Below are 13569 nucleotides of genomic sequence, written 5' to 3'. Positions count from 1 at the left end.
AACGCGCACAGACCGGCGCGTTGCCGTGTGAAGTGTGGGGACGTTGAGGGCCCGTGGGAAACGACACGGGCTGGCGGTGTGAGCGGCTTTCTTTTGCCTACTTTTCTTTGCCGCTGCAAAGAAAAGTAGGTGCCGCCCCGCACAGGGGCAACGCCCGCGCCGCGTAGGCGCAACGCGGATGCCCGCGCAAAGGGCAAACCTACACCGGCAACGCCCGCGCCGCGCGGGCGCAACGCGGATGCCCGCGCCGCGCGGGCGCAACGCGGATGCCCGCGCAAAGGGCAAACCTACACCGGCAACGCCCGCGTCCAGCACGCGCCACGCGGATGCCCACGCAAAGGGCAAACACATCAATCAAACACCGCAAACGCAATACCAGCCCAAAAAGCCCGCCTGGCGCAAGGCAAAGGCAAAGGCAACCCCCACCCCCTACAAAAAGCGTCGCAGACACAAGAAGTACAATACCGTCTCTGCCCCGAGGCGCGCGCCAAAACCGGCCCGCAGCGCCCGGACGCTGCCAAACTGCAACCCCAAACTCTCAAGCAAATGGCCCAATACGTCTTCACCATGAACCGGGTCGGCAAAATCGTGCCGCCCAAGCGTCAAATCCTGAAAGACATCTCGCTGTCGTTCTTCCCCGGCGCGAAAATCGGCCTGCTCGGCCTGAACGGCTCGGGCAAGTCCACGCTGATCCGAATCATGGCCGGCGTCGACAAGGACATCGAAGGCGAAGCCACGCCGATGCCGAACCTGAACATCGGTTATCTGCCGCAGGAGCCGCAACTCGATCCGCAAAAGACCGTGCGCGAAGCCGTCGAGGAAGGCCTCGGCGACGTGTTCCAGGCGCAAAAGAAACTCGATGAAATCTACGCCGCGTACGCCGAGCCGGACGCCGACTTCGACGCGCTCGCCGCCGAACAGGCGAAGTACGAAGCGATCCTCGCCACGTCGGACGGCGGCAGTCCCGAGCAGCAGCTCGAAGTCGCCGCCGACGCCCTGCGCCTGCCGCCGTGGGACGCGAAAATCGAGCATCTGTCGGGCGGCGAAAAGCGCCGCGTCGCGCTGTGCAAGCTGCTGCTCGAGAAGCCCGACATGCTGCTGCTCGACGAACCCACCAACCACCTCGACGCCGAATCCGTCGAATGGCTGGAGCAGTTCCTGACGCGCTTCCCGGGCACCGTCGTCGCCGTGACGCACGACCGCTACTTCCTCGATAACGCCGCCGAGTGGATTCTCGAACTCGACCGCGGCCACGGCATTCCGTGGAAGGGGAACTACAGCAGCTGGCTCGACCAGAAGGAAGACCGCCTGAAGCAGGAAGAAGCGAGCGAATCCGCGCGCCAGAAGGCGATCAAGAAGGAACTGGAATGGGTGCGCCAGAACCCGAAGGGCCGTCAGGCGAAATCGAAGGCGCGTATCGCGCGCTTCGAGGAGCTGAACAGCCAGGAGTACCAGAAGCGCAACGAAACGCAGGAAATCTTCATTCCCGTCGGCGACCGCCTCGGCAATGAAGTGATCGAGTTCAGGAACGTCAGCAAGTCGTATGGCGACCGTCTGCTGATCGACGACCTGAGCTTCAAGATTCCGGCGGGCGCGATCGTCGGCATCATCGGGCCGAACGGCGCCGGCAAATCGACGCTGTTCCGCATGCTCACGGGCAAGGAACAGCCGGATTCGGGCGAAATCGTGCAAGGGCCGACCGTCAAGCTGGCTTACGTCGATCAGAGCCGCGATGCGCTCGACGGCTCGAAGACGGTGTTCGAAGCGATTTCCGGCGGCGCCGACGTGCTCACCGTCGGCAGGTACGAGACGCCGTCGCGCGCGTATATCGGCCGCTTCAACTTCAAGGGCGGCGATCAGCAGAAGATCGTCGGCAATCTGTCGGGCGGCGAGCGCGGCCGTCTGCATCTGGCCAAGACGCTGATCGCGGGCGGCAACGTGCTGCTGCTCGATGAGCCGTCGAACGACCTCGACGTCGAAACGCTGCGCGCACTCGAAGACGCCCTGCTCGAATTCGCCGGCTCGGTGATGGTGATTTCGCACGATCGCTGGTTCCTCGACCGGATCGCGACGCACATCCTCGCGTTCGAAGGCGATTCGCAAGTGACGTTCTTCAACGGCAACTACCAGGAGTACGAAGCGGACAAGCGCGCGCGCCTCGGCGAAGAAGCCGCGCGTCCGAAGCGTCTGCGCTACAAGCCGATCAGCCGTTAAGCGTCCGCAGTTCCGTTGTATCGCCGTCCGCAGCCGGACCGCTTCGCGCGGTTCGATGCGGACGGCATAAGAGTTGCTCCCTTGCCTTCGCGGGATTGCAGCCGGTTCGACCCGGTTTCAGACGCAGGTACCCGCGGCCTGCATCGCGCCCCGCAAATCCGCAGCACATGACCCGAACTACGGCCAGCGCAAGCACGAGGAGGCAGCATGGCGATGTCGGTGGGCAAGCGTGTCGTGTTGGCCATCGCAGCCATGATCGTGCTGCTCGTCGCGATTGCGCTCGGCGGGTTGTATTTCGTGCAACACGAAGTGAAGGAGCGCGTCGCCAGCGCGCTCGCGCCGCTCGGCATGGCGCAAAGCATCGACGTGGGCTTGTCGGCGATCACGCTGCATCGCGTGCGGCTCACGGCGCCGCAGGACTGGCCGACGCCCGACGCCCTCACCGCCGACGAAATCGTCATCACGCCCGATATCCGCGATCTGCTGCAGCAGCGCGTGCATCTGCGCAACGTGGTGGTGCGCGGCTTCGATCTCGCGCTGGTGCGCACCGCGAGCGGCCAGCTGGAACTGCTGCCGAAGCTGCGTCAATCGGTGAGCCACACAAACGGCGCGGCGAGCGCTGGTGCAAGCGCTGCCGCGAGCGCTCCTGCCAGCGCTGGTGCAAGTGACAAGCCCCCGCTGCCCGCTGAAAAGCTCATCGATCACATCGCCTTTGAAAGCGGCCGGTTCGTTTTCTACGACGAGTCGATCAGCAAGCCGCCGTACAAGGTGACCGTCAGCGACGCCAGCGCGAGCGTCGATCACATCCACTTGCCCGACCTCACCGAACCGACCGGGCTCTCCGCCAAAGGCGCGATCAAGGGTCCGGCGCACACGGGCCAGGTGAGCTTCGACGGCTGGATGAGAATCGCCAGCAAGGATTCGCAGACCACTACGACGCTGCGCGGCGTCGATGTCGCGATGCTCGATCCGTATCTGCTGAAAAAGGCCGGCGCGAAGGCGCAGGTGAAAGGCGGCACGCTCGATCTGAACCTGCGCGCGACGGTGACGAGCTACCACATCCACGCGCCCGGCTCGGTCACGCTGCATCATCTGCAACTGGCAGAAACGGACGATCCGCTCGACACCTTCATGCAAATTCCAACGCGCGCCGCCGTGGCGGCACTGAAGCGGCACGGCGACGACATCACACTGCATTTCACGATCGACGGCAACTTGCGCGACCCGAAATTCAAGCTCAACGAAAGCGTGATGACGGAACTGCGCGCGAACTTCGCGAAGTCGCTGGGCGTGAGCGCCGAAGGCGTCGCGAAAGGCGCGGGTGAAACGGTGAAAGGGCTCGGCAACGCGCTGAAGAATCTGCTCGGGCAATGACGTAGCGCCCGCGCGCCGCCTGACGCTCAGATCGGCAAGCCGAGTTCGCGCAGCTTTCCCTCCGTCTGCGCGGCGTTCGTGTGATGAACGCCGTGCCAGCCAAGCTGCGTGGCGGCATCCGCGTTTTTCAGGTTGTCGTCGATGAAAACCAGCTCGTGCGCCTCGATGCCGGGCAGATTCGCGCGGATACGGCGCAGCATCTCGGTGAAGATGGCCGGATCGGGCTTGACCATCTTCACGCGGCCCGACACGACGATGTCCCGGAAACGCCGCAGCACCGGGTAATGCTCCCACGCATACGGAAAGGTCTCGTGGGACCAGTTCGTCAGGCCGAAGAGCGGCACATTCGCGGCTTCAAGTTTCTCGACAATGCTGACGCCGTCTTCCAGCACGCCCGCCACCATGTGGTGCCAGCGCTCGTAGAACGCGCGAATCAGCGTTTCGTGCTCGGGAAATTTCGCCACCAGTTCCGCCGTGCCCTCCGCGATCGGCTGGCCGCCGTCCTGGCGGACCACCCAATCCATCGTGCAGACGTTCGACAGAAACCAGCGGCGCTCTTCCTCGTCGGGAATCAGCTCGCGATACAGATACTGCGGGCTCCAGTCGATCAGCACGCCGCCGAAATCGAATACGACTGCCTTGATGCTCATGCGAACTCCGTTTGCAGGATGTCAGCGAGGGGACGCACCTGGACGCGCTTGCCCGACATCGACGAGTTTGCCCAGACGAAATTCTGATGCTCGACGATCTTGTCGGCGGCGAGGTGCAGCTTGTCCTGCGTCGTGTGCAGGTCGGAAACGATTGTGGTGCGCAGGCCGAGCAGCTCGGCGCGGCGTGCCGTCGCGTTGACGCAAAACTCCGAGGCATAGCCGCATATCAGCACGCTATCGATGTCGTTTTGCTGGAGCTGTTCGCGCAGCGGCGTGTTCTCGAACGAATCGCCGACGCGCTTGTAGATCGATGCGTCCGTTTGCTCGCGCTTGAGCGCGGCGGGCAGCTGCCACGCGTCGCTGCCGCGCGCAAGCGGCCCGTCGGCGTCGCTCTCGTGCTGCACGAAAATGACAGGCGCGTTCGCGCCGCGCGCGGCCGATGTGAGCCGGTTGATGCCGTCGATCACTTCGCCGCCGCGATACGCGGACGACGGCCCGCTGAAAAACATCTGCTGTACGTCGATCACGATGACGGCGACACGGGACATGCGAGCCTCGTTGTGCGTTGAAGGTGCCTGCGGTGCGGTTCTGCCGAAGCGCGCCGCAGCGTGAGCGAGGCGCATGGCGCGGCGGCGGCATGAACCGCACGACGCGCCCTCTAACGCTTCCGACGCTTCCGACGCTTCAGACAGCTTGCGTGCGAGTCTCCAGCCACGCCTTCGCGTCGCCCGACACATGCGGCGACACGCGCACGCGCACCATCTCGTGATAGGCGTTGAGCCACGCGCGCTCGTCGTCGCGCAGCAGGTTCAGCGCGACGCAGCGCGTATCGATCGGGCACAGCGTCAGCGTTTCGAACTCGAGGAAATCGCCGAATTCGGTCTTTTCGGCCGCGCGGTTCAGCACCAGATTCTCGATGCGGATGCCCCACTTGCCCGGCCGGTAAATACCCGGCTCGATCGACGTGATCATGCCCTCTTCCATCGCCGTCCACGCCTCGGCGGGCGCGTAGTGCGAAATCACCTGCGGGCCTTCGTGCACGTTCAGGAAATAGCCGACGCCGTGACCCGTGCCGTGGCCGTAGTCCGCGCCCACTTCCCAGATCGGCGCGCGCGCGATGGCATCGAGCATCGGCGAACGGATGCCGCGCGGAAACTTCGCGCGCGACAGCGCCATCGTGCCCTTGAGCACCGTCGTGAAATCGCGGCGATGTTCGTCCGTGATAGTGCCGATCGGGACGACGCGCGTGATGTCCGTCGTGCCGCTCACATACTGGCCGCCCGAGTCGATCAGCAGCAAACCGTTGCCTTCGATAGTGGAATGCGAGGCGGGCGTCGCGCGGTAGTGCGGCATCGCGCCGTTCGCGTTGAAGCCGGCGATCGTCGCGAAACTGAGCGTGACAAAGCCCGGCCGACGCGCGCGCGCGGCCGTCAGCTTCTCGTCGACGGTCAGTTCGGTGATCGTCTCGCGGCCAAGCGCGCCTTCGAACCACGCGAAGAACTCGGCGAGCGCCGCTCCGTCCTGCTCCATCGTCGCGCGCACGTGCGCGGCTTCGGCTTCCGTCTTGCGCGACTTGAAGAACGTGGACGGATTCACCGACTCGACGATCGCCACCGAAGCCGGCACCGATTGCAGCAGGCCGAACGTGATGCGGCGCGGATCGATCAGCAGCGTCTGGCCGCTGGGCAGCGCGGCGAGGGCATCGGCCGCGTTCGCGTAAGCCTCGACGCGAATGCCGTCGCGCGCGAGCGATTCGGCGAGCCCGGCGGGCACCTTGCCGTCGACAACGAACAGCGACGCGCGCTCCAGCCCGATCAGCGCGTGCGCGACGAACACCGGGTTGTAATTCACGTCGGCGCCCCGCAGGTTGAGCAGCCACGCAAGGTCGTCGAGCGTCGAAATGAAGTGCCATTGCGCGCCCTTTTCCTGCATCGCGCGACGGATCTGATCGAGCTTTTCGGCGCGCGGCACGCTCGCGTGCGGCGCGACGTGCTCGTAGACGGTGCCCGTCGGCAGCGGCGGACGCTGCGGCCACACGCTGTCGAGCAGATCGAGGTCGGTGCGCAGCTTGACGCCGCGCGCCTGCAGCGCGTCACCCAGCGCGCGCGCCGCGGCCACGCCCAGCACCGCGCCGTCGACGCCGACCGTCGCGCCCGCCGGCACGTTGTGCGCCAGCCAGTCGATGTGCGGCGCCGTCTGCTGGCCGCCGAACATCTTCATCAGCTGAATGCCCGTGCCCGCCAATTGCGTTTCCGCCTGGACCCAGTAGCGGCTGTCGACCCACAAACCGGCGAAATCGGCCGTCACGACCAGCGTGCCGACCGAGCCCGTGAAGCCCGACAGCCATTCGCGCCCTTGCCAGCGGCCGGGCAGATATTCGGACAGATGCGGATCGGCGGACGGCACCAGCCAGGCGGCGAGCCCTTCGTGCTTCATGGCGCTGCGCAACTGCGCGATGCGCTCGGGGATCGACGCGGTTTCGGGGAGTCGTACGTTCATCGGTTTCACCTGCAAGAATTCATCGACGGGAGAACAAGCCGACCGTCACGGCAACAGCCACCAGCGCGATAGCCGTGCAAACCGGCCATTCGAGCGTGTCACCGTCGTGGAAAAGTTGGGTCACGTTGCCGGCCATATGCGCAATGACGGCGCCCGCGACGCCGACGAGCAGCGCAATCCACAGCGAGACGCGGCTTGCGCGCCGCAACGGATGCAGCCACCAGCTGACAGCACCGACGACGGCGCCAAGCACGATCAGTCCAGGCCAGCCCATCAGCGCGCACCATCCATTAATTTAAGACTGTTCTGATGGGCAGCTGTTTTAGCAATGGCTAGCATTTTTTTCTCATTCACTTGAAGGTCAGCACGGCTTCTGCGTAGCGGTTGAGTTTAGGGGCCGGGGTAAGGTTAAGCAAGCTGAAAGCCTTCTGTGCCAGATCGCTGCATCTCGCCCCCGTCCGCCCATGCGAATCGCCCTTATCGAGCCCGACCTCCGGCATGCGGAAATCGTCAGCCGGCTGTTGCTTGCCGGCGGACACGCCTGTCACCACTTCCGCGCCAGCGCGCCGTTTGTTGCGAGCGCGGAAAATGTGTTCTTCGATCTGCTCGTCACCGACGCGTTTTGCGGTGACGCCGCCGCTGAAGACGTCATCCCCCGCGTGCGCCGGGTGTTGCCGGGCTTGCCCGTCGTCGTGCTGATGACCACACCGCGCGAAAGCGAACTCGTCGCGATGCTACAGGCGGGCGCTGACGATTGCCTGTCGAAGCCCGTGCGCGGTCCCGAAACGCTCGCGCGGATTGACGCGCTGATGCGCCGCGCCGGCATCCGCCGACCTCGCAACCACGTGCGCGAGATGTTCGGCGAATATGCCTTCGACTCAGGCCGGGCAATTGTCAGTTTTCGGGGGCAGAACGTGACGCTGACGCCCAAAGAACTGCAGTTCGCGTTGCTGCTGTTCACCAACATGTCGCGGCCCGTGTCGCGCGCGCACATCCTGGAAACGGTGTGGTCGCGTCGCCGCGACGTTCGGTCGCGCACGCTCGACACCCACGCATCGCGCATCCGCACCAAGCTCGAATTGCGCCCGGAATTCGGCTACACGCTGATGCCGCTGTACGGCTATGGCTACCGGCTGGACCAGATTCCCATCGAAAAGCCGGATAGCGCGGATAAAGCCGGCCTCAATGAAAGAATCGTGGAAACGCTATAATATTGGGCCTAACCATAGCCCCCAATACGTCGCGCCAAAATCGCCGTAGCGTCCCCGTGCAACTGCTAACGATCGGAATCAACCACCACACCGCGCCCGTCGCCCTGCGCGAACGCGTGGCGTTTCCGCTCGAACAGATCAAGCCGGCGCTGTCGACGTTCAAAGACATCTTCCTTGGCCGCACCGCCCGCACGGCGCCCGAAGCGGCCATCCTGTCCACCTGCAACCGCACCGAGCTGTACTGCGCCACCGACGACCACGCGGCGCGCGAAGCCGCCATCCACTGGCTGTCGAAGTACCACAACATCCCCAACGACGAACTCGCGCCGCACGTCTACGCGCTGCCGCAGTCGGAAGCCGTTCGCCACGCGTTTCGCGTGGCGTCGGGCCTGGATTCAATGGTGCTGGGCGAAACGCAGATCGTCGGGCAGATGAAGGACGCGGTGCGCACGGCTTCCGAGGCCGGCGCGCTCGGCACGTATCTGAACCAGCTGTTCCAGCGCACCTTCGCCGTCGCCAAGGAAGTGCGGACCACGACGGAAATCGGGGCGCAATCGGTCTCGATGGCCGCGGCCGCCGTGCGCCTCGCGCAGCGGATTTTCGACAAGGTGTCGAACCAGCGCGTGCTGTTCATCGGCGCGGGCGAAATGATCGAGCTGTGCGCGACGCACTTCGCCGCGCAGCAGCCGCGCGAGCTGGTGGTCGCGAACCGTACGGCCGAGCGCGGCGAGCGCCTCGCCGACCGCTTCAATGGCCGCGCGATTCCGCTGTCCGAACTGCCCACGCGCATGCACGAGTTCGACATCATCGTGTCGTGCACGGCTTCCACGCTCCCAATCATCGGGCTTGGCGCCGTCGAGCGCGCGGTGAAAGCGCGTCGTCACCGCCCCATTTTCATGGTCGATCTCGCCGTGCCTCGCGACATCGAACCGGAAGTCGGTCAGCTCGAAGACGTGTTCCTGTACACCGTCGACGATCTCGGCGCGATCGTGCGCGAAGGCAATGCGTCGCGGCAGGCAGCCGTCGCGCAGGCCGAGACGATCATCGAAACGCGCGTGCAGAACTTCATGCAGTGGCTCGACGCGCGCAGCATCGTGCCCGTCATCCGCCACATGCACACGCAGGCCGACACGCTGCGCCGCGCGGAAGTCGAGAAAGCGCAGAAGATGCTCGCGCGCGGCGACGACCCGGCCGCCGTACTCGAAGCGCTGTCGCAGGCGCTCACCAACAAGCTGATCCACGGTCCGACGCACGCGCTCAACCGTGCGAGCAGCGAGAATCGCGATCAACTGATCGAACTGATGGGCGGCTTCTACAAGCACGCTCACTCTTCTTCGGAGCGTTAGCGGCGCTCCTGCCGCGGCGCTGCCAGGGCTACCGACCAGGCCAGCGCGCTGCTTCTTTCGTAGCATCCGGGCTTTCGTCCCGAGTTTCAGCCGATTCCCCGAATCCAGCCGTTCTTTCCGGACCCCGCTCCGACCGCCCCAATGAAAACGAGCATGCAAGCCAAGCTCGATCAGCTGACCACCCGGCTGGCCGAACTGAACGACCTGTTGAGCCGCGCCGACGTCACGTCGAACATCGATCAATACCGCAAGCTCACGCGCGAGCATGCCGAACTGCAGCCCGTCGTCGAGCATTACGGTTTGTGGCGGCAGTCGATGAACGACGCGGCGACGGCGCAGGAACTGCTGTCGGATGCATCGATGAAAGACTTCGCGGAAGAGGAAATCCGCGCGTCGCGCGAGCGCATGGAAACGCTCGAAAGCGAGCTGCAGAAGATGCTGCTGCCGAAAGACCCGAACGACGACCGCAACATCTTCCTCGAAATCCGCGCGGGCACGGGCGGCGACGAATCGGCACTGTTCGCGGGCGACCTGCTGCGCATGTATCTGCGCTACGCGGAACGCAACCGCTGGCAGGTCGAGATGATGTCGGCGAGCGAGTCGGATCTGGGCGGCTACAAGGAAGTGATCGTGCGGATTGCGGGCGATGCCGCGTATTCGAAGCTCAAGTTCGAGTCGGGCGGTCATCGCGTGCAGCGGGTGCCCGCGACGGAAACGCAGGGCCGCATCCACACGTCCGCGTGCACGGTGGCCGTGATGCCGGAAGCGGACGAAATCGGCGAAGTCGAGATCAATCCCGCCGATCTGCGTATCGACACCTTCCGCGCGTCCGGCGCGGGCGGCCAGCACATCAACAAGACGGATTCGGCCGTGCGCGTCACGCACCTGCCGACGGGCATCGTCGTCGAATGTCAGGACGACCGCTCGCAGCACAAGAACAAGGACCGCGCGCTGAAAGTGCTCGCCGCGCGCATCAAGGACAAGCAGTACCACGAGCAGCACGCGAAGGAAGCCGCGACGCGCAAGAGCCTGATCGGCTCGGGCGACCGTTCGGAGCGCATTCGCACCTACAACTTCCCGCAAGGCCGTCTCACCGATCACCGCATCAACCTCACGCTCTACCGCCTCGAATCGATCATGGAAGGCGATCTCGACGAGCTGATCGCGGCGCTCGTGTCCGAGCATCAGGCGGAACTGCTCGCGTCGCTCGGCGACGCGGACTGAGGGCGCGAATATGGCCGCCGATACCGTCGCCACGCTGCTGCGCGCCTCGCCGCTGCCCGCGCTCGAAGCGCGCATCCTGCTGGGTCACGCGCTAGGCTGGCGGCGCACGGAACTGATCACACGCGCCGACTCGCCGCTCGATTCCGCGCAGGTGACCGCCTTTCGCGAACTCGAATCGCGGCGCGCGGCCGGCGAACCCGTCGCGCAGCTGATCGGATCGCGTGAGTTCTTCGGTCTCGATTTCGAAGTCACGCGCGACGTGCTGATTCCGCGGCCGGAAACCGAGTTGCTTGTCGAAACGGCCGTGCAGGCGCTCGAGGGCCGCGCCATGAAGCCGCGCGTGCTCGATCTCGGCACAGGCACGGGCGCGATTGCCGTGTCGATTGCATGGTCGCGGCCGGACGCACGCGTGTGGGCCGTCGACCGGTCGGCTGAAGCACTGGCCGTTGCCGCGCGCAACGCAGTCAAGCTGCTCGAACCGAAGCGTCCGGGCGGCGACGTGCAGTTTGCGCAAGGCGACTGGTACGGCGCACTCGACCCGGCGCTCGCATTCGACGTGATCGTCAGCAACCCGCCGTATATCGCGAGCGGCGATCCGCATCTGTCGCAAGGCGATCTGCGGTTCGAGCCGCGCGGCGCGCTCACCGACGAAGCCGATGGTCTTTCGGCCATCCGCGCGATCGTCGCGGGCGCGCCGTCGCGGCTCCTCGCAAACGGCGTGCTGTGGATGGAGCACGGCTACGATCAGGCCGAAGCGGTGCGCGCGACCCTCGCCGCGCAAGGTTTCGTCGACGTGCGCTCAGAGGGCGATCTCGCCGGCATCGAACGCATCAGCGGCGGGCGCTGGCCCGGCTGACGTCCGCACGCAAGCGCGCCGCCGTCCAGCCGTCGGCCGGCGTGAGCGAAATCCGCTATCATTTGTCTCTATCCCTTACACATACCGGAACCGCAAGGTCAGTCATGGACACGCAACAACGCATCAAGCAAATCGTCGACGAAAACCCCGTCGTGCTCTTCATGAAAGGCAACGCGCAATTCCCGATGTGCGGCTTCTCGGGCCGCGCGGTGCAGATCCTGAAGGCCTGCGGCGTCGATCAGTTCAAGACGGTCAACGTTCTCGAAGACGACGCCGTGCGCCAGGGCATCAAGGAATTTTCGAACTGGCCGACCATTCCGCAGCTTTACGTCAACGGCGAGTTCGTCGGCGGCTCGGACATCATGATGGAGATGTATCAATCGGGCGAACTGCAGCAACTGTTCGCCGCCGCCTGATCCACAGGCGCCGCACGTCATGGACACACGCGCTGCGGCGCCTCGCCGTCTCATCATCGGCATCACGGGAGCGACGGGCGCCATCTACGGCGTGCGGCTGCTCCAGACGCTGCGCACGCTCGGCGGCGTCGAAAGCCATCTGCTGATCTCCAGCGCCGGGTGGCTCAATATCCAGCACGAACTCAAACTGTCGCGCGAAGACGTGCATTCCCTCGCGGATGTCGTCCATCCGGTGCGCGACGTCGGCGCGAGCATCGCGTCGGGATCGTTCGCGACGGACGGCATGATCGTCGCGCCGTGTTCGATGAAAACACTCGCGAGCGTCGCGCACGGCTTCTCCGACAACCTCATCACGCGCGCCGCCGATGTCACGCTCAAGGAGCGCCGACGGCTCGTGCTGATGGTCCGCGAAACGCCGTTCAATCTCGCGCACCTGCGCAACATGACGGCTGTCACCGAAATGGGCGGCATCATCTTTCCGCCGCTGCCCGCCTTCTACAACCAGCCCGCGACAATCGACCAGATAGTCGACGATACCGTCGCGCGGGTGCTCGATCTTTTCGCGCTGGGTCCGGCGCTCGCGCCTGCGTGGCCGGGACTCAACGCCCCGTCGCAATAAGACGCGGCGCTCACCCCGCCGATTCGCAACTCGCGAGAGGCAATCAAATCCCCGTTTGACCGTTTATCAAACGGCAGTGCGGCCTTATATTTGATTCAACGCAACCTTTCCGGCCGTCGTCCGGCCCGCACCGCCATGACCCGCTTGCCATCCCTGTTCCTGTCGCACGGCGCGCCCACCTTGCCGATCGACCCGTCGATGCCGCGCGAAGCATTCGCTTCACTGTCGGCCGACGTGCCGCGCCCGAAGGCGATCCTGATGCTGTCCGCGCATTGGGGCACGCAGCAGCCCGCGGCGAGCACGTCGGAGGCGCCCGAGACGATTCATGATTTCTACGGCTTTCCGCGCCAGCTTTACGAGATCCAATACCCGGCGCCCGGCGCGCCCGACGTCGCGCGGCGCGCGGCAGCGCTGCTCGGCGAGCAAGGCATCCCGACGGCGACCCAGCCGCACGGCCTCGATCACGGCGCGTGGGTGCCCTTGCTGCTGATGTTTCCGCATGCCGAGGTGCCCGTCGCGCAGTTGTCGATCCAGCCGCGGCTCGATCCCGCGCATCATTTCCGCGTGGGACGCGCGCTGCGTCCGCTGCAGGATGAAGGCGTGATGATCGTCGGTTCGGGGCAGATCACGCACAACCTGCGCGAGGCCGATTTTTCGGCGCGGCCCGCAGACGCCGATCCGCGTGTCACCGAATTCACCGGCTGGTTCGAAGCGCGTCTGGCCGAACGCGACATCGATGCATTGCTCGACTACCGCCGCCAGGCGCCGTATGCCGAGTTCATGCATCCGACCGACGAGCATCTGTTGCCCGTCTTCGCCGCGCTGGGCGCTGCGCAGGACGACTACACGCTGGCCATTCAGTCGCTCGGCACGTTCCAGCGCTCGCTCGCAATGACGAACTACGTGTTCGGCAACGCGTAAGCGCGCTCGCGGCGAGCACGTCGCGGCAGAAAAAAAGCCCGCCAATGTTGGCGGGCTTTTTCATGTGGAAGAGCGGGAGATCAGGCGCCGATGCCTTCCAGAATTTCGTCCTGCGACTCGCGCTCGTTCAGATACTCGGTGCGATAGCCCGTATGCACGCCCCAGTAATAGAAAACCAGCGAGAACACGATCACCACCAGCATGTCCCACCCGTACGGCAGCACACCCAGGCCGCCGAA

General features: G+C 65.1%; 13 protein-coding genes. 9 read left to right on the top strand and 4 right to left on the bottom strand.

The genetic code is table 11. The annotated features are described in order from the left end of the window. The first annotated feature begins 546 nt into the window (after positions 1–546). On the top strand, positions 547–2214 hold the full coding sequence (ettA, locus tag H3V53_RS40445; protein ID WP_336602609.1) for an energy-dependent translational throttle protein EttA: 1668 nt from the start codon (positions 547–549) through the stop codon (positions 2212–2214). A 207-nt stretch (positions 2215–2421) separates the two neighbouring features. Further along, a complete protein-coding gene (locus tag H3V53_RS40440; RefSeq protein WP_336602608.1) occupies positions 2422–3588 on the top strand; it encodes a DUF748 domain-containing protein in 1167 nt (388 codons plus the stop codon). Positions 3589–3614: 26 nt separating this feature from the next. Here the strand turns inward: H3V53_RS40440 and H3V53_RS40435 are convergent, their stop codons facing one another. The 4 genes from H3V53_RS40435 to H3V53_RS40420 all read right to left on the bottom strand — a co-directional run bounded on the left by H3V53_RS40435 (position 3615) and on the right by H3V53_RS40420 (position 7011). After that, on the bottom strand, positions 3615–4238 hold the full coding sequence (locus H3V53_RS40435) for an HAD family hydrolase (RefSeq protein ID WP_336602607.1): 624 nt from the start codon (positions 4236–4238) through the stop codon (positions 3615–3617). After that, complete coding sequence (locus H3V53_RS40430) at positions 4235–4786, bottom strand: isochorismatase family protein (protein WP_336602606.1); 552 nt, start codon at positions 4784–4786, stop codon at positions 4235–4237. The genes H3V53_RS40435 and H3V53_RS40430 overlap by 4 nt, the downstream gene beginning before the upstream one ends. Before the next feature lie 136 nt (positions 4787–4922). Continuing rightward, positions 4923–6737 (bottom strand): aminopeptidase P family protein, encoded by a 1815-nt coding sequence (locus H3V53_RS40425; protein WP_336602605.1) that lies wholly within the window; start codon positions 6735–6737, stop codon positions 4923–4925. Between the two features lie 19 nt (positions 6738–6756). Then, positions 6757–7011 (bottom strand): hypothetical protein, encoded by a 255-nt coding sequence (locus tag H3V53_RS40420; protein WP_336602604.1) that lies wholly within the window; start codon positions 7009–7011, stop codon positions 6757–6759. 190 nt (positions 7012–7201) lie between these two features. On the opposite strand from H3V53_RS40420, the gene H3V53_RS40415 reads away from it, so the two are divergent. The 7 genes from H3V53_RS40415 to H3V53_RS40385 all read left to right on the top strand — a co-directional run bounded on the left by H3V53_RS40415 (position 7202) and on the right by H3V53_RS40385 (position 13330). Next, the gene (locus H3V53_RS40415) at positions 7202–7948 is read left to right on the top strand and encodes a response regulator transcription factor (RefSeq protein ID WP_336602603.1); all 747 of its coding nucleotides are present in this window, start codon (positions 7202–7204) and stop codon (positions 7946–7948) included. Between the two features lie 56 nt (positions 7949–8004). After that, positions 8005–9294: a glutamyl-tRNA reductase gene (gene hemA, locus H3V53_RS40410; protein ID WP_336602602.1), complete on the top strand. Its 1290-nt coding sequence runs from the start codon at positions 8005–8007 to the stop codon at positions 9292–9294. A gap of 141 nt (positions 9295–9435) precedes the next feature. Further along, the gene (gene prfA / locus H3V53_RS40405; RefSeq protein WP_336602601.1) at positions 9436–10518 is read left to right on the top strand and encodes a peptide chain release factor 1; all 1083 of its coding nucleotides are present in this window, start codon (positions 9436–9438) and stop codon (positions 10516–10518) included. Positions 10519–10528: 10 nt separating this feature from the next. Continuing rightward, positions 10529–11374, top strand: coding sequence for a peptide chain release factor N(5)-glutamine methyltransferase (gene prmC, locus H3V53_RS40400; RefSeq protein WP_336602600.1), 846 nt, complete (start codon positions 10529–10531; stop codon positions 11372–11374). Between the two features lie 104 nt (positions 11375–11478). After that, positions 11479–11790 carry a Grx4 family monothiol glutaredoxin gene (gene grxD / locus H3V53_RS40395; protein ID WP_054918684.1) on the top strand — a complete coding sequence of 104 codons (312 nt, stop codon included), beginning with the start codon at positions 11479–11481 and terminating at the stop codon, positions 11788–11790. A gap of 19 nt (positions 11791–11809) precedes the next feature. After that, the gene (locus H3V53_RS40390) at positions 11810–12409 is read left to right on the top strand and encodes a UbiX family flavin prenyltransferase (protein ID WP_336602599.1); all 600 of its coding nucleotides are present in this window, start codon (positions 11810–11812) and stop codon (positions 12407–12409) included. Between the two features lie 135 nt (positions 12410–12544). Beyond that, positions 12545–13330: a DODA-type extradiol aromatic ring-opening family dioxygenase gene (locus H3V53_RS40385; RefSeq protein WP_336602598.1), complete on the top strand. Its 786-nt coding sequence runs from the start codon at positions 12545–12547 to the stop codon at positions 13328–13330. Positions 13331–13569: the final 239 nt, after the last annotated feature.

The organism is Paraburkholderia bengalensis, assembly GCF_037126505.1.
Classification (GTDB): Bacteria; Pseudomonadota; Gammaproteobacteria; order Burkholderiales; family Burkholderiaceae; genus Paraburkholderia; species Paraburkholderia bengalensis.
The sequence above is the reverse complement of the archived record's forward strand: the minus strand, read 5'-3'. Positions and strand labels throughout refer to the sequence as shown.